Source organism: Polaromonas sp. P3_C2, from assembly GCF_056402675.1.
The window spans coordinates 1-20,185 of sequence record NZ_JBFUGX010000009.1 but is presented as its reverse complement, the minus strand read 5'-3'; the positions used below and the strand labels follow the sequence as shown (position 1 = coordinate 20,185).

Below are 20,185 nucleotides of genomic sequence, written 5' to 3'. Positions count from 1 at the left end.
GTGCGGGGCACTCTCGAGCTTTCTGCGGATACAGAGGACGGCGAAATCGACCAGTTGTTTGTTCATCAAGCAAGCTTGTTTTGTGGAGATGCCGCTGCGTGTCATTAAGCGTGCGCGTGCCAGGCACTACTGCATGCCGTGATGTCTTCGAAGCGCCTGTTCTGCAGTTTCTTCGCAACGGATGACTTCATTATTGTCCCGGTCAGCTCAAAACCAGTCATTTTCTTTGGAAACTAACTATTCGCAATAGTGGCATTCCATTCTTCGGAAAGTTTCCGCGGTTTTCAAAGTGGCGGGACATATCTGCACCAAAGCATGGATATTTTTGTCCTGCCGGTTTCACCGGCACAGACAGATGTCGAGGGCCTTCGACCGGCACGCTTTGCCGGTATGCGATGCCTTCGCTCAACTGAAAAAAGAGCAGTGCAAATAAGTCCTCCTCACCTTCAGAGGTGAAAAAAATACTCATACGAATCAATGCGTTAGGAGATTTTTAAGGTTGGCATGCCGCTTGCGAAAACAGTGCGGGAGAAATTCCGCCCGCGGCCCTCGTGGCTTGGCGAGCGTTTCTGCAAGTGCGTGCGGTATTGACTATGAGAGGCTAAAAATGGCTGAAAGTGTTCAAAAATGGCTGGAGCGTAATCGTCCACCCCGGGTGAAGATCACCTACGAGGTGGAGACTGGCGGCGCCATCGAAAAGCAGGAGCTCCCCTTCATTGTTGGAGTGTTTGCTGACCTGGCCGGCGATCGCGATCCCGACGTGGAATTTCCGCCGTACAAGCAACGGCAGATGGTGCCTATTGACCGGGACCTCTTCAACGACGTCATGAAGACGCAGTTGCCGCGTGTGGCTCTGGGCCACGTTCCGCGAATCCCGTCACCACCCGGTGCAATGCAGATCGGAGCCGTCGAATCGGCCAATCTGTCCGGCGACATTACTTTCAGTTCGCTGGATGCGTTCGACCCGATCGCCATCGTGCGCGCCATTCCTGACCTCAACAAGCTCTATCGGGTACGAAGCAACATCCGCATGCTGCAGTCGCGGGCGGAGTCGAGCGACCGGCTCAATGACCAGCTGAATCTGTTGATCGCCAAAACGCCGGACGGCCAGGCCAGGCGCGCACAACTTCAGGTGCTGGCCGGGCCTGACTACCGCAACAGCGTCGTCAAAGCAGACATGGACAAGGCGCCTGGCGAACTCAAAAAGGCCACATCTTCTTTGTACGACCTGGCCATGGTGATGGGCAAGGCCGATCAGGCGCCCAAGCTCAAGGCTGCCACCGACTGGGGATATGAGACCGTCAACGGCGTGGGCGCGGACGGCAAGCCGGTGGTTGACGCCGATGCAACCCTGGCGCCGCTGCGCAGGCTGCTGGGGGTGTTTTCGACCCCGGACACGCCGGAGAACCTGCAGACAGTGTCAGCCCAGCTGCAGCAACTTACGCAGTGGGATGCCGGCCTGTCTTCCAAAATCCAGCTGGAACGCAATGCGATTGCCAGCAATCTCGGCGCCGACCCCACTGCGACCGCGACGCAGACCAAGCTCGCTGCGGACGCCACAGCGCTATTGGCAGCGCTCGCACCCAAAGACGGCCAGATCGATGCCGACGCAAAAAGGGCTGCTCTGGCTGTGCTCGGCATGCAGCAGACCGACGACAGCGATTCGATCGCGATGCCGACCGACGCCGCACAAGTGCGCACAGTGGCCGAGCAGAAGCATGACGCGGTCAATCGCAGGGTGGCCAACAATATGCTGCTGGTTCTCAGCGGCGCTACCGACACGCCTGACCCGAAGGCAAAGCCGGTGCCTCCGACAAAAAAACAAGCCAGGCAGAACATTGATGCGGTCTTCGCTCTCATGGATGCGGCCGGCCTGAAAACCGACGAGGACAGGCAGAAATTCCTTGGCCCGATCGGTTTCTTTGCGACGGATGTGCTGGCGCGGCTCGATGCTCCAGGTTCCACCTATGCGCCGGTGGCCGCGATAACTGCGATTGACTCGCACATCTCCGACATCGACGGCTGGTTGAGCAGGCAATTGAGCGTGATCATGCATGCGCCGAAGTTCCAGGAGGTCGAAGCGACCTGGCGCGGCCTGCACTATTTCGTGTCAAACACCGAAACCGGCAAGATGCTCAAGCTCAGTGTCTTCAACGCCACCAGGGACGAGCTGCTGGACGACATGGAGAAGGCGGTCGACAAAGACCAAAGCAAACTCTTCAAGATGATCTATGAAGACCAGTACGGCACTTTCGGTGGCCTGCCCTACAGTCTTCTGATTGGCGGCTACGAGGTGGGGCGCAGCGCCAAGGATATCGAATTCCTGCGCAAGATCGCGGAAGTCGCGGCCTCCGCCCATGCGCCATACATCACCGCAGCCTCAGCGTCGCTATTCGGACTCGACAGCTTTCGCGACCTCGCCAAGCCCCGTGACCTGGAAAAAATCTTTGAAAGCATTGAGCTGGCCGGCTGGCAGGAATTTCGCGAAAGCGAGGATTCCCGCTATGTGACGCTGGTGATGCCGCATGTGCTGCTGCGCCTGCCTTACGGCAAGAACAGCTGGCCGGTTGACGGCATGGACTTCGAGGAGACTGTCGGGCCTTCCAGCAGTTCACCCGATAGCGGCAGTTTCTTGTGGGGCAATGCGGCCTACATGCTGGCGCAGCGCGTGACCAACGCGTTCTCCAGGTACAACTGGACGGCAGCGATACGCGGAGTTGAAGGTGGTGGACTGGTTGAGGACCTGCCGACCTACAGCTACCGCACCGATTCCGGGGCCGAGGAGCTGTTTTGTCCAACTGAAGTGTCCATCACCGACCGGCGCGAAAAGGAGCTCAACGATCTGGGCTTCATCTCGTTATGCCATTGCAAGGGCAAGGGGCAGGCTGCATTCTTTGGCGGGCAGACCAGCAACCAGCCGAAGAAGTATTTTTCCGACAGCGCCAATGCCAACGCACAGATTTCCGCGCTGCTGCCCTACATGCTCGCGGCCTCGCGCTTCGCGCATTACATCAAGGTCATCATGCGCGCCAAGATAGGCAGCTTCCTGACGCGGGGCAATGTAGAGGCCTACCTCAACACCTGGATATCGAACTATGTGTTGCTCGATGAGAACGCCTCTCAGGACGCAAAGGCGAGTTTTCCCCTGAGCCAGGCGAACGTGATCGTGAAGGATGTGCCAGGCGCCGTGGGTTCCTACAACGCGGTCGTCTTCCTCAGGCCGCACTTCCAGCTTGAGGAGTTGACAACCTCGATCCGCCTTGTGGCGAATCTTCCGAAGTGACGCGTTCTCTTCCCACCCAATATAGACCAACGAAAGACAAGCCATGGATCTGATACTGCTACAACCCGGCGACACTTCCGTGTTCCCCACAACAAGCAATGACTGGGCCACGGGCGGCAGCCTGATTTCGACCGGCGCCGACTGGACCGCCAACGAGGAACTTAAGCTCGGCCAATGCATCGAACTGGTGTCAGTGCACCAGGGTATGAAGCAGCAGGTGACGACGGACGTCAGCAATTCGGCGCGCACCTCTGGCAGGCCGGTGATCACGGAGTTCACCTGCGTCAAATATGTCGACAAGACTTCGGTCAAGCTCTACGACTTCTGTTTGCGCGCGAAGTCGCTGGGCGACAAGGCCAAGCCCTCGTACATCTACATCCTGCGAAACTCGGGCGACAAGGTCGGCAACATCATTACCTTCATGCTGCGCGACGCGCTTATCAGCGAAATTCAATTCCAGTCACATCCTGACGACATGCCGACCGAGCAGTTCAAGCTTAACTTCACCGAGATCGTCTGGACCTACGCCGTGCAGACACCGGACATGCAGGTCAAGGGGAACGTCACTGCCGGCTGGAGCCTGGCGCAGAACAGGCCTTTGACGGCGTTCACTTGAGCCTCGTTGCGGCCCTGCGGGCGCCGTGGATTTTCGTTGTTTTTGAGATGGCGTACCGTTATTGCGGCGCGCCAGCCCAAGGGGATAAACATGCAGTTCTTGCTTGAGCGCCTGGAGTTTGCAGGTGCGGCGCCGGCGCAAAGCGGCCAGAGCTTCAATCTGCGCGATGCCGTGCGGCTGCAGATTCAGCGTCTGGTTAGCTCGCACGTCTGGGCCGGTTCGACCGGTCTGGAACTCATGCGCGTCGGCCTGCCTTCCCTGACCGGCGCCGGTTATGCCCAGAAAGATGACGTACAGCGTTATTCGCTGGGCATCCGCGACATGATCGTGCGCCACGAACCTCGGCTGACGGGCGTACGTGTGACTGTTGAGGAAACGCGTAGTTCCGTCATGCCTTTCCAGGTAGTCGTCACCGGCAAGCTCGCCGACCAGCCGCTGACGGAGACCTTCAGCTTCGGGTTGCCGCGCCGCTAGGCGCTTCCAGACCATGCAAGTCTACGGAACTCAACTCAAGGACTACTACCAGCGCGAACTGGCAGGGCTGCGCAACGACGCCGCTGCATTTGCGCAGGCCTATCCGACAGAGGCGCAGGCACTCAAACTCGATCGCACCGGTTCGCACGATCCTCACGTGGAAATGCTGCTGCAGTCCTTTGCTTTCCTGACCGGTCGGGTGCAATATGAGTCCGAAGTCAGCAAGGCGCTGATCCCGAACGTACTCCTCGGTTACCTTTACCCGCACCTGGCGGCGCCTGTGCCGTCCATGTTGATTGCCCAGGTCCGCGTCAAGCCGGACGACGCGGCCGGCGCGGTTCTGGAGCGCGGGCGGCAGGCCAGTGTGACGGCTGAGGACGGCCGGGGCCGGAAAAGCGTCTGCCGCTTTACGACAACCTGCGACTTGCCTTTGTTGCCGCTGGGCATTGTCGAGATTGAAATGTTGCAGGCGGGAGATTTCCCGGTCGGGTTGAGCGACGAACGTTGCCTGTCGGTGCTGCGTGTTCGGGTGCGCAGCCTGGGTATCGACCCGGTGAAGGCGCTCAAGAAAACCCGGTTGCGCTTTTACATCGACACCAGCCAAAAAGACGCCTGGTATTTGCAGGAGATGCTGGGCCTGCATCTGCACGCCGTTGACATCGCACAGATTGGTGGTGAGCCACTGCCAGGCGCAAACCAGAGCGCCGTCCACTGGCTCGGGTTTGAGGACGAAGAGGCCGCTCTCCCGGTCCGAAACAACATGCATCCCGGACACCGGCTTCTTCAGGAATATTTTTCCTTTCCGGAAAAATTCATGTTTTTCGAAACCGGCGAGTTTGACCTAGCTCCGTTTGAGAATGGTTTTGACTTGTTGTTCCAGTTTGACGTGGCTTCCCATAAGGATCGCCAGCTCTCGTCACGTTCGCTCAAGCTCAACTGCGTGCCCATGGTGAACCTCTATCGTCAGCGCATGGAGCCTCTGGCGCTTGACCACACGCAGTACGAATACCAGCTAACCGCAGACGTGCAGAACCGCCAAAACTGCGAGATCTACAGCATTGAGGAGCTGGTTTCCATTAGCGCCGACGGCAGCCAACGCAAGCTGGTGCCGTACTTCGAACTTGGGAACGCGAAGACGCGCGGCACCGATGACTATTTTTATGTCATGCGGCGCGAGGAAAACCAGCTTGGCGGCATTGCCGGTACCGAGGTGTTCATATCTTTTCTTGATGTCCGGCAGCAGATGGCACTGCCGCCGGCAGAAGTTGTTGGCGGGCGGGCGCTTTGCACCAATCGCAAGCTGGCAGAACAACTGCTGGTCAAGCAACCTCTGCAGCTCGAAGGGGCGGGGCCGATCACGGTACTCGAAGTGATAAGCCGGCCCTCGCGTCACATCACCCCCGCGCTGATTGGGCGGCGTCCCTGGTCGCTGGTTTCCCAGCTCGGCATGAGCCACTTGTCGATGGCAGAGGGGCCGCAGGCGCTCGCTGCATTCAAAAGCATGCTGCGCGACCACATCGACCCTCTGCAGACACAGGCTTTCCGCAGCATTGAAGGAATTCAGGCGCTGCAATGTCGGCCCGGCATGCGCTACACGATACGCGATGGAGTGCGGGGCTATGTGCAATGCCTCTATATCACCCTTACGCTGAATCGAAAACAGTTCGAGTCGACCAGCATGCTGCTATTTGCGTCGGTGCTGCGCTATTTTCTTGCGCTCTACTCGACAGTCAACAACATGGTCTGCGTAAGCCTGGAAACCACTGACGAGAAAGGAGTACTCAAAAGATGGCCGCCAATGGTTGGGGCCCAGATCGTTCTTTGAGCCGCCGGCTCGAGCAGCGTTTTGGGGAGTTCAATTTCCTGCAGATGATCCGTCTGTGGCTGCGCCAGCCGGATGATCGTGCCGGCGGGTCGGGCCAGACCGTGCGTTTCGAGGCTGATCTTGATGCGGGCTTTCCCGCGCGCGCGGCGAGCGCCGTGCGCGTGCAGGCCATTGCATCCGGGTCGTCTGCGGTTCCGGCGTTGATCGAAGCTGAAGGCGATCTGCATGACCGGCCCCAAATGCTGGCAATCATCACCCCGGACTTCTGTGTTGGCAGTGCACTCGGTCCCTTGCCCGAACCTTTTCTCGAGTGGATGCGCGAGCTGGATCGTGCAGGAAAATCCGCGACGCGCGCATTTCTCGACATTTTCAATAACCGGCTAAATCTGCTGCGTTATGAAACTCGCGCCGGCTTTGAGCCTGGGCTGAACAACGAGCGGCCTGAGCGCAGCCAGCTTGCCGAATACCTTGGCGCGCTGATGGGGGTGGACAACGCCGAGCAGGCCGGGCAAATCCCGATGCCCCAGCGCCAGTGGCTCGGCATCGGGGATTTGCTGGCAAACGGCCGGCGGTCGGCAGCCGGGCTGGTTCAGGTGATCTCGGCGCAGCTTGGATTTCCAGTCAGGTTGCAGCCACTGGTGGGCGCATGGCGTGCAATCGATCCGGACGATCAGCACCGCCTGGGCCGCAGTGGTCACCGGCTTGGCGTTGACATGCTGCTTGGTCGCAGCACTTGGGATCAGCAGTCGCGCATCCGGCTGACCGCAGGCCCTGTCGCTTACTCCCAACTGGAGGCACTGCTGCCGCCGCTGAAAAAAGACACAGAACCAAAGCGTTCGCTGCGTCAATGGCAACGCCTGCAACGCCAGGTCGATATAGGCAGTGAAGCACCTGCCGTGCACAGCTCGTATGAGGAACTGCAAGGCTTGCTACGGTTGATGCTTGACCGTCGCCACGATGCCGAGATCGAACTTTCGGTGCTTGCAGCAGAGGTGCCGCTGGCGCGGCTGGTATCGACTCAGGCCTCCGGTTTCTCCGGTATGCGTCTGGGCTTTAACGCATGGCTGAAGTCGCGGCCGACGGATGGCACCGCTGGCGTTTCGGGTGTTTGTGTTGCGCGCTTTCTGGTCCCCGCCTATGAGTCGGGAGCCATGACATGAACGACCGCGTAACTGGCATGACGACCCCGCTGGCTCTGCTGTCGCCGGCGCCGGTCGTCTACCTGCATGTCGCGCTGTTCCTGGAAACGGGCGTCATCCTGGGTGACGGTAGCTTTCGGCTGGTCAGTTTTAAAGGGCAGGAAAGCATTTCTGATCATTTTGAGTACGAACTGGAGTTGCACGGAAACTCGGACCCCGAGAGCGGCCTTGAGCTGGCCTTTGATGACCTGCTCGGGCGACCGGTCACTGTGGGGGTTCACTACCCTGTGTTGGATGGCCAGCAGCAGCCGACGCGCGAGGAAGCCAACGAGTGGTTTGACCAGGCCGTACACGGCCAGGACGAAGGCGTGCGGTTGACCCTGTTCAATGGCATCGTCGCATCCTTCTCAATGGAGCAGCCAGGCGTCTATCGCGCGACCATGCGGCCGGCACTTTGGAAGCTTACGCTCACGAACAACTACTGCATCCATCGCCAGCTGAATGTGCGTGATGCTATTGCGGGCGTCCTGCGCAAGCACAACATTGACTTTTCGGTCGCGGCGCTGGTTGGCTCAGGCAATCTGGCAGTCGCGAGGCAGCAGGACTGGCTGCAGGCCGGCGAAACCGACTATGAGTTCGTGCGGCGGCTCATGTCGAAAGCGCACATCTACTATTTCTACGTGACCACCGGCACCAGTCACACAGCGGTTTTCGCCAACCGGCCTGTTTACCCGGAAGCCCTGCCCGATGGCAGGCCGCTACGCTACTGCGGCACCCAGGAAGACGCTCTCGGCCTGGCTCAGCCTGACATGATCAGCGACTATAGCTTTCAGCAGAGCCTGGCCAGCAGCGCGGTGAACTCGGTATTCACACGCGAAGAGGCGGCTTGGGAGTCGGATGCGGTGGCTGGGTTTCAGAGCTTTCATGCTCAGACCAAGCCAGCGCCTGGTACCTTGCCATTCAACCAATACCAGATCTATCAATACGGCTGCAGCGACGTTGAGGTCGATCACTATGCCCATGCAACGCAGGACACCCTGGATACGGGTAGCCGGCAATTCAGTGGTTCGAGTTATTGCCCCTACCTGCATTGCGGGCACCGCTTCTCGGTGACGCAGGAAGTGCGCTCAGGACAATGGCCATTGCAGGTCAGACCTCAGCTGGAGGGCAGGAGCTTTGTCGCAACACAGGTTCAGCATGAGGCAACACTCGACGGCAGCTACAGCAACAAGTTCCAGGCGACAGACGCCCAGGGGCTGGTCACGCCGTTCTCCATCCAGGAGACCCAGCAGGGCAGTGTGCTCGCCAGTGTCGTCTCGGGTGGAAACCAGGGTGTTGCGCCGGTGGGTTGGCGCTATATGCAGAAGGATAACTTTGACCCGGAGACCAGCCGCATTGTCGACAGCGAGGGAATTTCTCCGGTGCTTGAGGCGCAGGGAGTCTATGTGCGGTTCTCGACAGGCCAGGACATCTTTTCACCGGACGGCGCCGACCCGGCGGAGCCGGTCTGGGTCAAGCTGGCGCCACACATGCAGACCGTGCCGGAGATCGGTACGACCGTCATCATCACGCGGGCGCAGGATCAGTCCGAGCTGCCTGAAATCCAGAGCATCATCCAGGCTAATGGCACCAAGGTCATCATGCCATCAGGCTGGACGGCCAATACCAACGTTGGCAGCAGCTATTCGACGGCCTATGGCGACGGCAAGAGCATCCGTTTCGGCTTGCACTCCGATGCTGACCTGGACAACGCGGTTGCCATCGTCAGCCAGCAATACGACAGCGGAAAGTTCCGCGAATCGTCGTATTCGCAGGGGGCCAGCTATGGCTATTCGACCTCCGAAGACGGCGCGAACGGCCTGTTGAGCCAGTCGGATTCCTTCGGTTCGACCCACAGCACGCACAAGGGTGCGGAAAGCTGGAGCAGCACCGAGTTTGGTACGACCACCAACCACTCGCTGGTGACCGGTGACGCCACCAACACCAGCAAGACCGAAGGCACGCTCAGCAACACGACTTCGCAAAACATCGTGTTCAATACAACCACGACCGCGAGCCAAACCAGCGAGTCGTTCACGGTCAGCAGCGTCAACCTCGACGTAACCGGTCAGCACATCTCGACCTCGGCGGTCGGTATGGCTGTCAGCGCAAGCGCGACCGGAGTGCGGCTGTCGGGCTCGATGGAGGGAATGAGCAGCAGCAGCAGCATGGTCGGCCTCAGCGACAGTGACTCGGTTGTTGGCATGAGCATGCAGACCAGCGCAACCGGTTCAAGCAACAACGTTGCGGTGACGCTTGCTTCGGATCATGTCTCGATGACGCTGGTCGATACGGGCACCAATCTGGTTGGCGTCAGCAACAGCACCTCTCTGACCGGTGCCAGTACGGCGATGAACCTGGTTGGCGCTCACAACGAGGTCAGCCTGACCGGCCTGTCCAGCCGGGTCAGCCTCACGGGCCAGAGCAACAGTGTTTCAGTTCTGGGGTCGAGTACTGACATCTCGCTGTCGGGCGACACCACGGCGATCTCGATGAAAGGCGCATCAACCTCGATTGAAATGACCGGGGCCGGCATCCTGGTGCAACTCACCGCGTTGCAGGCGACGATGCAGATCACGGGCCTGAGCCTGACGATCACCGAGCTGAAGATCTATCTCTAGGCCGCCATGAAGATCATCAAGCCCTTGAGCCTAGGCCTGCTCTACAAGACATACCGGCAATCCGGCATAAACCGCCTGGTGGTGACGGCGCTGGGTTTTTTTCCGCTGGGTGAAGTCAGGCCGCAGCGCTTTCTCATGGAGGGCCCGCAATGGGCACGGGTACTGGCCGCATTGCCGGTGGGCCAGGCGCTGGACGAGGCGATGCCCAAGACCGGGGCCGAAGCCCTGGTGCTGGGTCGCGCTTGCGCGCCGGGAAACCGTCCGGTGAGGCGCATGGAAGCGCGGCTGCAAGTCGGTCCCATCGACAAGCGTCTGGCGGTTTTTGGCGACAGGCAATGGCGCTATGGCGTCTTGCCGCTCTTTGGCATCTCGCAGCCTGCGGAATTTGTACACATGCCGCTTGATTTCGCACATGCCTTCGGTGGTCCGGGCTACGAAGACAATCCGGTTGGCTGTGGCCATGACGGCAACCGGTTCGCCGCAATAGCCGGTGCGAACGAAGGGGTTATGCCGAACGTCGAGTACGCCGCCCAGCCCGTTGACTGCCATGGGCGTCGCTATCCCCCTGCCGGACTTGGGCCCATGCCTGTCGATTGGGTGCCTCGCAAGCGCTATGCCGGTACTTACGATGAACGCTGGCTGCGCGAGGATTATCCCGGCTTGCCGCGAGATCTTGACTGGCGGCTCTATAACCAGGCAGCGGCCGACCAGCGCATCGCGAATCCTTTCGCGGGCGGCGAAGCCTACCTGTTACAGGGGATGCATCCACAGATTGAGGCCATCCGGGGCACACTGCCTGAGCAGCGCGTCAAGGCTTTCGCGCTCAAAAAAGACGCTTCTCCTGCTTCGCTGGCTGAAATCGGGCTGCGCATGGACACGGTATGGTTCCTCCCCGAGCAGCAACTCGGTGTTGCGGCCTGGCGGGGCGAGATTCAGGTCGCTGACAGCGATGCACTGGACATTGGGGTATTGATGCTGGCTTACGAAGGCGCGACCGAGGCGCCGCGTACCTTGAACTATTACGCAGAAGTGCTCACGCTGCGCCTGGACCCCAAGACTGCACCGTTGCATGCACTCAACGAGTCGCAGCTCGCGCCGCGGCTCGATCCTGCCGATCCCGCGCTGGCTGCCACCGAAGCCGAGGCGGCACTGAAAAAACGCCAGGACGTGCTTGACGAAGTGACGCGCGAATTTTGGCAGCAAAGCGGCATGAAGCCGCCCGCGGGCTACGAGCCGCCAAAAGCCGGGCCGCCCCTGCTCCAGACGCCGTCGGCGAAGGCCCTGGCCGACGGTGACATGGACTTGACCGACCTGATGCACAGCGTCGAAAAGCTGGTGGCCAGTACCCGCGAAAACGCGGCCGCTCAGCAGGCAGCACTTGCTCACCAGCTTGCAGAGCTACAGGTGCTGACGGGGCAGACGGATGTTCCCGCTGGGGAGCATGAAAATGCTCCGGAGTCCGGGCCGCTCTGGGTGGAGGTGTTGCAGCGCGCCGATGGTACGGCGACGCGAGAGGCACTGGCGCCGCTCGCGCTTGCCGCAACGCCGTCCCAACATGCCGACCTTATGGCAGCCGCGCAACTTAAAAGCAAAGCCCGCCATGCGTCTCCCGTCCCGCTGTCGCCCGCGCAGGCGCTGTCGCCCGCTGTCGCGTCGCTATTGGGGGCACAGGTGCTGGCCTGGGCGAAGGCCGGAGAAAAGCTTGCCGGCCGCGACCTTGCCGGCGCGGACCTGCGCGGTGCAGTACTTGCGGGCCTTGACCTTGGTGGATGCCTGCTGGAGTACGCCGACCTCAGCGGTGCGGACCTGCGCGGCTGCAACCTGCGCCGCGCTGTACTGACGCAGGCGCGGCTCGATGGCGCACTACTTGATGAGGCCAACCTTGATGAGGCCAATCTCTGCAGTAGTCATGCATGCGAAGCGAGTTTTCGCGGGGCGCGCCTTTGCTCGGCCCGTGCTTCCAGGGCGAACTGGACACAAGCTCGCGGCTGCGATTGCGACCTGTCAGCTGCGCAACTCGACGAAGCAGATCTTTGCGGCGCAAACTTCGATCGCGCGACGCTGGACACAACAATTTTCAACCAGGCCAAACTGGCTGGAAGCAGCTGGTGCGGTGCCTCGTTCAACAAATGCGTTGCCTGGAAGCTGCAAGCCCGGGGGGCCGATTTTTCGGGTTCGCGATGGCAGAGAAGTGCACTGATCGGTTCCGACCTGTCGACCAGTCAATGGAGAGAGGCCCGGCTGGTGCAAGTCCAGGGGAATGACAGCGACTGGCGTGGCGCCGACCTGTCCGGATTGCGCGCTGAACGCGGAAGCTGGACGCAAAGCCAGTTGCAGGGTGCGCGGCTCGACGGCGCTTTCATTATGGCGTGCGACATGAGTCGGGCTGACCTTAGTGCCGCCAGCCTTGACGGTGCCTGCCTGCCGCGCACTCTCATGATGAAGGCACAACTGCCCGGTGCGAGTGCCGTGGGCACCGACTTCTACCAGGCGTTGTTGCGAAAGGCTGACTTTGGAAAAGCCGATCTGCGCGACGCCAGCCTGTATGAAGCCGAACTCACTGAGGTCTGCCTGGTTGATGCGGACACACGCGGTGTACGTCTGGATGCGCGCAGGAGGCTCGCATGAGCAGGACTTACAGCCAGGCCTCCGCCCAGGATTGGGCCGAGATCCAGCGCCTGGTGCGGCTTGGCCGTCCGGTGCGTGGCCAGATGCTGGCCGGACTTGATGCAAGCGGCCACGATTTCACAGGTGCGGTTTTCAGCGGCTGCCAGCTGGCGGGTTCGCATTGGGCCGGTGCCCAGCTGGAGGGAGCGTCCTTTATTGATTGCGAACTCGGCGCGGCCGACTTTTGCGATGCCGGGTTGCGCCGCACCGCTTTTTGCCAGAGCCGTCTGGCTGGCAGCGATTGGCGTGGTGCGTCCGGCACAATGCTGGCCTTCAGTCAGTGTGACCTCCGCCAAAGTCGTTGGGACGGTGCGCGCCTTGAGAAATCCATGTTGACGAAGTGCGACATCGGCGGCTCTTTCTGGATTGAGGCGCGCTTGCTGCGCAGCGCATTTGCAGATTGCCAGTGGGGCGGCAGCGACTGGCAGGGTGCCGAATTGCAGCAGGTAAGCCTGAACGAGGCACAACTGCAGGAAGCCAGGCTCGCCGGCATGCGAGCCAGCACCAGCCTGTTTATCAAAGCCAGCTTCGCCGGGCAGAAACTGGCCGGCGCCAGCTTGTTGCGTTGCACTTTGCAGGGTGCCGATTTTTCAGGTGCTGATCTGAGTCGCGCCAGCATCCGTGAATCGAATTGTGCCGAAGTCAGCTTCAGCGAAACTCTGATGGGCGGCATTGACGCGACACGCTGCCAGTTCGTAAAAGCGAAGTTTGACCGGGTAAATCTTGACGGCGCCCAACTCGAGGGTGCGGTATTGCAAAAAGCCCAACTCAACGGAGTTTCGCTGCGCGGGGCCGGATTGGTGAAAACGATCTGGGATCACAGCAGGCTTGACAGTGTCGTTTTCGCGGGATCGGACTTGCAGTTTGCCCAGTTCGCGCATGCGAATGGTCGGGCAATGGATTTCCGGTACTGCAAGCTCGACCGCACGAGTTTTCACTGTGCGGTCTGGACCGGCGCCGATTTCACCGGTGCCAACGTAGCCGCCGCCCTCGGCACCCAGGAGGCGCGCGCTGCCGCCGAAAAACGCTCACTTGAAATGGAAGCAGCATGAAACAGGCAACACAACAGCTTGACCTTCCCGTGCGCGCCGCAACCGTGCACGGCTGGGGAGAGGCGAGCATAGGCCGGTCGCTCGGACAAGCGCGGTGGCGGCTGGCGGACGGCCGGCTTGCGTTGCAAGCGGTTTCCTGCCTGCTCACGCCCCTGCCTGGTGACACGGTGGCCGTGTTGCAAAGTGCTTCGGGCTTGTTCGTGACCCATATTTTGCTGCGACCGCAGCCGGCCGCGGACACGCCGGGCGCAGGCCGTGCAGAGCTTTCCGTGCCGGGTGCGGAGCTTATGGCGATCACCCAGCCAGCTTTTGAGCTGGCCTGCACCCGTCAAATCGCACTGCGTTGTCTTGGTGACGTCGAGCTGACGTCGGCCAGCGGCTCCGTCAGCGTCAACGCAAGAGATTTCCTGGCGTCCGTCAGTGAGACCATGGTGCAGTCGGCACGCCATCTCGTAACGCGTGTCGAGCACGGGATCATGCAGGCCTCGGCGCTGCTGCGGCTCCATGGACGGCAGGCGTTGGTTACAGCTGAAGAAGACATCAAGCTCGATGCTGAACGCATCAGCCTGGGATGAGTCATGTTCGCCAATACGAACCTCTGCGTCATCAATTTCGCGTTTCCCGACGTCTGTCTGGTGCCTACGCCGGTGGGGCCGGTGCCCATTCCGTTTCCCAATATCGTCATCACGATTTCGCACATTCCTTCGCAGGCCTGCGTGATCATCGGCGGCGGACTCGCTGAAAACCTGGTGACGCAGGGCACGTTGAGCAACGGTGACGAGCCCGGCGTCAACCTGGGCGTGGTTTCGGGCATGGAAATTGGGCCGGACCGATACCTCATGGGTAGCTTCAAGGTCGCGATGGGCGGTGTGTTTGCGACACGGCTGACCAGTGTGGTCGGGCAGAACGGCATGATAGGCAACGCGATCGGCATGTCGATCACACCTTCGCAGGTATGCGTGATGGTGCTGGGATGATCATGCGCATCGTCAACGGTTTTCTCGGCACAGCGGCATTGCTGGCTGTTTCCGGCTGCGGTTTTATCAGCTACGCGCTGGGCTACAGCCCTACTACGCCGCTAAAGACGCTGAACATCGTCGCCGAACTCGATGCCAATCAGAATATGGGAACCGAGGTCGACCTGGTGTTTGTCTTCGACAAGAACGCGGCGGCCGTCTTGCCGAAGACCTCACCCGACTGGTTTGCCAATCGCGACGCGCTGCAAGCCGGTCTGGCCAGCGGCATCGCAGTGCTTGGTGTGCAGGTTGTCCCTGGCAGCACGGTCACCAACCAGCCCCTGCCCATTGGTTATGGCAAGGCCGTCTATGTCTACAGCTACGCAAGCTATGTGAGCGCCGGCGGTCAGGCTGTCGCCAACATCACTGCCTACAAATGCGCATTGATCACCCTGCGTAGCACGCAGATCAGCTATACGAGCTGCCTTTCATGATTGGAGAACCCATGCCCGAAACCACTTCAGCGCCTAAAGCCGCCCAGCCCGCAGCGAAGCTGTTCTCAGCTGCGGCTGGCCCGGCCTTGCCCGACAGTGTCCAGTGGATCGAAGGGATGCTGCTGTCACCCCAGCATTTCCAGCAAAGCGATGTTTACTGGCAGGAGCAGTTGAGGTACCGGCTGTCGTGCGTCGCGCCGGATTTCTGGGGGTTGAGCCTGCTGCAGCTGGATATGGTGAAGCTCAAGGCCGGTATCGTCGCAATCAAACGGCTTGAATGCATCATGCCAGACGGCACGCCGGTCGTGTTTCCCGGCTCGTACACCGGAAAAGCGCTCGAACTTGATGTCACCGCGCAGTTGCAGCGCACGCCGGATGGGGTGCGGTTGTCGCTGATCATGCCCGTGAGGGGCAACGCCTCCAATCACTGGAATACGACACCGGCACGCAATGAGGTTGTGCACGGCCTGGTATCGCTTGACGAGAACACCCTGACCGGATCGGTGCCGGTCGACCGCCTGCGGCCGGCGATCTCGCTGTCAGCCGAAGTTGCAGCTCCGGCCGGCTACGAGGCCTGTCCCTTGTTCGAGTTGTTCCGGCGCGAAGAAAACAGGCATGTCGAATTCAAGCCCTACCACCCGCCCATGCTGTGCTGGCAGGCCGGCGATTTTCTCAAGGCAACCGGCTTGCGGCACCGGCTCCAGCTGCTCAATGAAGCGCTGTGGCTCAAGCTGCGCGAATTGGGCGCTAATCGGGAAAGCGACGGCCCCGAGGACGATGAATTGCAGGGTGCCCATTTCCGCAAGCACCTGGAGATGGCCCGGCGGCTGGCTGCCGTGCTGCCTCAGTTCAGCCTCATCGTGCAGCGCCCCGAGTCGAGCCCGCGCGCGGTCTACGACAGCCTGGCGCTCCTGCTTGGCGCGATGGCATCGTTCGGCGCCAATCCCATCCCGCCGGTGCTGGACGCTTATCAGCACGATGACTGTTCGCCGCAGTTCCGGCGTGCGCTGGACTATGTGGTGCGCAAGCTCAGCTATATCAATACCAGTTTCGAGCTGCAGCCGTTTGAACGCCATGCCGACGGCACATTTACACATGTGTTGCCTCCTGACGCGGGTGAACAACTGCTTGTCGAGCTCAGGCCGCAAGGCGGCCAGGGCCTGGGGGCCGATGGCCGCGCGTCACTGGAACGCTGGTTGCTTGACGCCTGCATTGCGAGCGAGGCGTTGCTGCCTGCCGCAGCCCGGCTGCGCGTGACTGCAAGGCCACGCCTTTTGACCGCCGAGGAACTTGCGAAGCGCAACCTTCGCTCGGGGGCCGCCTTGTTTGCAGTCGACAACCAGGTGCTGCAGCTCAAGGAGGGCGAGACCAGACTGTTCGGCCCGGGACAAAACCTCGTCATTAGCGGTGACAAGAAGTCACCGGGAACCCCGCCCGCAATGATTCTGCTTTATCGTCCGCGCGCCGCAGGCACGCGGACCTGAAAGACGCAGCCATGCAGCCTGCCGCTTTGCCCGAAATGCCGCTCCTGAGCTGCTTTGCGCAGTTCTATGAGGAGGTTGCGCGCGTGCGGCAGGAAAGCGAACGCGGGTCGCTGCAAGCCTACCTGGGGGTCTCCGGTGCGGCACCGGCCGAGCCGGCCGAACTCGCGGGCCGTGTGAGCCTGCGCCTGGCCGACCTTCTGGCCGGCCAGGCACGCGATATGCGGGCTACCGCGAGTGAGGCGCAGCAACGCGCCTATACGGCAGCCAGCTATGTGATGGTGGTGCTGGCTGACGAGATATTCATCCTTGAACTCTCGTGGCCGGCGCAGGACGCCTGGCTCGAGGTTTTGCTTGAGCACCGGCAGTTCGGTTCGCGCCAGGCCGGGCGACGCTTCTTCGACATGGCGGAGCAGGTGCTGGCTGTGGTGTCCCGATCCAATCTGCATCGCGATCTCGCTGCCTGCTTTCTGCTCGCGCTGCAGCTTGGGTTCAAGGGAATGCACCGGGGAGCGCAGGGCCAGCTGTTCCTGGACACGCTGCGCCAGCGACTGTACCGTTTTGTCAACGGCCGATCGGCAGAGCCTGACGGCAGGCTGTTTGTGCAAGCCTATGAACACACGGTCAAGTCGACTGCCGATGCACGGGTGGCGCCCCTTCGCCCGTGGTTGCGTCTGGCGATGGGCTATGCATTTGGCTTTGTGCTGGTGTCGTCGGCGCTCTGGCTATGGCTGATCCAGCCGCTGGTCAAGGTTGCAGGTGTCTGAGATGAGCAGCATGAACAGCAGTACCTGGTTTGGCGTGCTTGCTGCGGTCGCGACAGTATTCGGCATTCTGGTGTTATGGCTGATCGTGCGCTCGCGCCGGGCCAAATTGATCGTGGCCACCGGCGCCATCAAGCCGGTTTTGGCAGCGAGTTTCTGGCGAACGCGCTGGCAGTCGTTCCTGGCCTGGTTGCGCGGATTGCGGACCGTGCTATCCAGAACCGCACGGGAGCGCTACCAGCAAACCTGGATCATCTTGATCGGGCAGGCCGGCGCTGGTAAAAGCAGCCTGGTCGCTTCGTTGCTGCAGGTCCGGCAACGGCCAGACGCACAGGCGGCGACGATCGCCGGCGTCCCCCACACAGCCTGGCACAGCCTGGCACAGGGTGAACTCATAGACCCGCAAGGCAAGCTCAGCGCTGCCGGTCAAACCGGGCCCGACGCGGCAGATTGGCAAGCCGTACTGCGCGGACTCGTCCACCTGCGCCCCGAACGTGCACTTGACGGGGCGCTATTGGTGGTTTCCTCCCGTAACTTGCTGGGCACGGGCCGTGAGAGTGTGCTTCAACTCGCGCTCGATGCCCGGCGACAGCTCGACGACCTGCGTTCCGCCACCAGCCTGGCCTTGCCGGTCTACGTGATCGTCAGCCAGTGCGACGCGGTTGATGGATTTGCACCGTACTGGCGTCTGCAGGGGCGTTCGCAGAGGGAAGGCATGTTTGGCTGGTCGGCGCGCGACGGCCTGTTGCAGTCCGGCCCGGTCCAGTGGATTGACGAGGCATTTGTTGGCATCGGTGAACGACTCAAGGAGATCCAGGTAGAGGCCGCTGCGACCCAGGAGCAGATTGCCGACGCTGATGCGTTTTTTCTGTTTCCGAGGCATTTCGAGCGTTTGCATGCGCCCTTGCGCGACTACCTGGCCGAGGTCTTTCACGACACGGCGACGACGCAGCCTGCACTGTGCCGAGGTGTCTATTTCACGGGCTGCACCGAAGGCACCGGTGCGCCAGCAGGCATGCCGCGTGCCGATGTCTCGTTTGCCGAAGACGTCCTGACGCAGAAGGCGTTGGGGGAATGCGGGCTGGCGCGCGCCACGCTGGCGTCATTCTGGTCGCGTGAGCCGGGGCTGCTGCGGCTTCAGCAAGCCTGCATCGTGCTGGCCGGGTTGCTGCTGTTGGCGCTGGTGTTATCGGGCTGGCGGCTGCAGCGCCAGGTTGATGGTCTGGGTCGCAGCATCGCCGCGCTCTACCAGTCGCAGGCACTGGCAGGTGCACAGGAGAGCTGCGCCGGCCGCCCATTGATTGACGATGCGCTGTCCCGGGCCTCGGCCCTCGATATCGACATGGTGTTCGCGACGATGCCGTTGTCCTGGGTCGATCGGCGTGCCAGCAACAACGCGGTGCAGGCTGTCTCCAGTACCGTGATGGCGCGCACGGTGTTTCCGGCGCTGGCTTGCGGCCTGCAGGCGCGGGTCGCGCGGCTCGACGCTGGTCTGGCCGTAGCGTCCGAGCCGACGCTTGCCGGTATCACAGTCAACAACTCGGCGTATGCCAAAACCCGCGCCAACCTGAAGGTGCTTGCGCTGGAGGTGAACAACCTGGAAGACAAGCTCCAGCGTTTCGCACGCTTGACTGCCATACCCGCCGAATCCACCGTCCGCAAGCTGGATGATCTCAACCTGATTTATCTCTACGTCTACGGAGCGGGCTTGCCCCTTGCTGCGGCGCGGCCCGGCGGCGTGGTTGCCGCTTCGCTCGAGCAAGTGCCTTACAGCGGCGTGGTGAATGTGCCCGAGCGTTCGCGCGGCAACTGGGCGCGCCAGTTGGCGAATTCCAGCCGGCAACTGCATGTCGATTTGCTTGCTGAGGCCTCGACGGGCCCCAGCCTCCTGGCCAAGGTTGATCCGGCAAAAGGGCCGCTTGTTGACAACACCAGGCGGTTCACCTCATGGCTGGTCTGGGTCGCCAAATCATGGGTGCCATCGGACCCGAACAACAACCCTTGCGCCGATGACGCGAAGGAACTGCGGCAACTGCTGTCGCCCCTCGTGACGCAGTACAGCTATCCGAAAGACCTGTTGGCAGGTGACGGCGGTTTTGATGAGGCAAGGTGCTACAACCCGGCCATGCAGGTGCTGCGCGGCATGCAGCTTTCGCCCTACGGGCCTCTGCTCATCGCACAGGGCCAGAGTCTCGTCATGAATCCGGCACTGTCGGCAGAGGTACGCGGCCTCGAAAGCCTGCTACAGCAGACTTTCATGCAGGTCCGGAACCCGCAGGCCTTCGCCTGCGTGAGTTCAGCGCCGGGCTGGCGCCTGGCAGACCTCGGCCGGTCCATGAATTACGCTGCTGATTACCAGCGATTCGCAGCAGGCCAGGGACTGCCGCCTCTCGGTGCGCCGGCAACCAGCAAGCCGCTGTTCGACCGGCTTGCGAGGGCGCAGCTTGAGCAGGTCATGAATGACGCGATGCGCTCGGCGCAGTCGGCGGCAACTGAGTCGTTCGTGCTTCAGGGACTTGTCGCGGTCTCGGCGGCAGACCAGCAGCTTTTGCAGCAGAGTGGTGATTTTTCGCGCGCACTGGATCCGCTGATCGGCAACCTGCGGCTCTATACCCAGTTCGGCTTTACAGCGAGCGCAGGACGCGTTTCACAGTGCGCGCGGGACTTTTCATCGGATGCTCTGGGCCGCGTCTCAGGCCTTGTGAGTGGCAGCCGGCTTTATGACCCCGAGGCCGGTCCTGCCGACGGCCTGCTCGTGAACCTGGGCACCACAC

General features: G+C 61.3%; 15 protein-coding genes. 14 read left to right on the top strand and 1 reads right to left on the bottom strand.

Annotated features, from left to right (window positions below):
• Positions 1 to 217 precede the first annotated feature (217 nt).
• The gene (locus AC1DWI_RS01065; protein ID WP_477669986.1) at positions 218 to 469 is read right to left on the bottom strand and encodes a hypothetical protein; all 252 of its coding nucleotides are present in this window, start codon (positions 467 to 469) and stop codon (positions 218 to 220) included.
• Positions 470 to 607: 138 nt separating this feature from the next.
• Between AC1DWI_RS01065 and tssC the strand changes: the two genes are divergently transcribed.
• The 14 genes from tssC to AC1DWI_RS00995 all read left to right on the top strand — a co-directional run.
• Positions 608 to 3,283 carry a type VI secretion system contractile sheath large subunit gene (gene tssC / locus AC1DWI_RS01060; RefSeq protein WP_477669985.1) on the top strand — a complete coding sequence of 892 codons (2,676 nt, stop codon included), beginning with the start codon at positions 608 to 610 and terminating at the stop codon, positions 3,281 to 3,283.
• 43 nt (positions 3,284 to 3,326) lie between these two features.
• Positions 3,327 to 3,899 carry an Hcp family type VI secretion system effector gene (locus AC1DWI_RS01055; RefSeq protein ID WP_348049164.1) on the top strand — a complete coding sequence of 191 codons (573 nt, stop codon included), beginning with the start codon at positions 3,327 to 3,329 and terminating at the stop codon, positions 3,897 to 3,899.
• Positions 3,900 to 3,989: 90 nt separating this feature from the next.
• Positions 3,990 to 4,373 carry a GPW/gp25 family protein gene (locus AC1DWI_RS01050; protein WP_477669984.1) on the top strand — a complete coding sequence of 128 codons (384 nt, stop codon included), beginning with the start codon at positions 3,990 to 3,992 and terminating at the stop codon, positions 4,371 to 4,373.
• 13 nt (positions 4,374 to 4,386) lie between these two features.
• Entirely contained in the window at positions 4,387 to 6,198 is a 1,812-nt protein-coding gene (gene tssF / locus AC1DWI_RS01045; protein WP_477669983.1) for a type VI secretion system baseplate subunit TssF, read from the top strand.
• On the top strand, positions 6,162 to 7,358 hold the full coding sequence (tssG, locus tag AC1DWI_RS01040; protein ID WP_477669982.1) for a type VI secretion system baseplate subunit TssG: 1,197 nt from the start codon (positions 6,162 to 6,164) through the stop codon (positions 7,356 to 7,358). The genes tssF and tssG overlap by 37 nt, the downstream gene beginning before the upstream one ends.
• A complete protein-coding gene (locus tag AC1DWI_RS01035) occupies positions 7,355 to 9,997 on the top strand; it encodes a contractile injection system protein, VgrG/Pvc8 family (RefSeq protein WP_477669981.1) in 2,643 nt (880 codons plus the stop codon). The genes tssG and AC1DWI_RS01035 overlap by 4 nt, the downstream gene beginning before the upstream one ends.
• A 6-nt stretch (positions 9,998 to 10,003) precedes the next feature.
• Positions 10,004 to 12,625 (top strand): DUF2169 family type VI secretion system accessory protein, encoded by a 2,622-nt coding sequence (locus tag AC1DWI_RS01030; RefSeq protein WP_477669980.1) that lies wholly within the window; start codon positions 10,004 to 10,006, stop codon positions 12,623 to 12,625.
• Between the two features lie 83 nt (positions 12,626 to 12,708).
• Positions 12,709 to 13,716, top strand: coding sequence for a pentapeptide repeat-containing protein (locus tag AC1DWI_RS01025; protein WP_477669979.1), 1,008 nt, complete (start codon positions 12,709 to 12,711; stop codon positions 13,714 to 13,716).
• Positions 13,713 to 14,291 (top strand): DUF3540 domain-containing protein, encoded by a 579-nt coding sequence (locus AC1DWI_RS01020; protein WP_477669978.1) that lies wholly within the window; start codon positions 13,713 to 13,715, stop codon positions 14,289 to 14,291. Before AC1DWI_RS01025 ends, AC1DWI_RS01020 begins: the two co-directional genes overlap by 4 nt.
• A gap of 3 nt (positions 14,292 to 14,294) precedes the next feature.
• On the top strand, positions 14,295 to 14,693 hold the full coding sequence (locus AC1DWI_RS01015) for a DUF4150 domain-containing protein (protein ID WP_348049148.1): 399 nt from the start codon (positions 14,295 to 14,297) through the stop codon (positions 14,691 to 14,693).
• A 2-nt stretch (positions 14,694 to 14,695) separates the two neighbouring features.
• Positions 14,696 to 15,166, top strand: a complete 471-nt coding sequence (locus AC1DWI_RS01010) for a hypothetical protein (protein ID WP_477669977.1) — start codon at positions 14,696 to 14,698, stop codon at positions 15,164 to 15,166.
• Positions 15,167 to 15,177: 11 nt separating this feature from the next.
• A complete protein-coding gene (tssK, locus tag AC1DWI_RS01005; protein WP_477669976.1) occupies positions 15,178 to 16,650 on the top strand; it encodes a type VI secretion system baseplate subunit TssK in 1,473 nt (490 codons plus the stop codon).
• Positions 16,651 to 16,661: 11 nt separating this feature from the next.
• A complete protein-coding gene (locus tag AC1DWI_RS01000; RefSeq protein WP_477669975.1) occupies positions 16,662 to 17,414 on the top strand; it encodes a DotU family type IV/VI secretion system protein in 753 nt (250 codons plus the stop codon).
• 10 nt (positions 17,415 to 17,424) lie between these two features.
• Positions 17,425 to 20,185 (top strand): type VI secretion system protein (locus AC1DWI_RS00995; protein ID WP_477724260.1); only part of this gene is annotated, 2,761 nt, incomplete at its 3' end.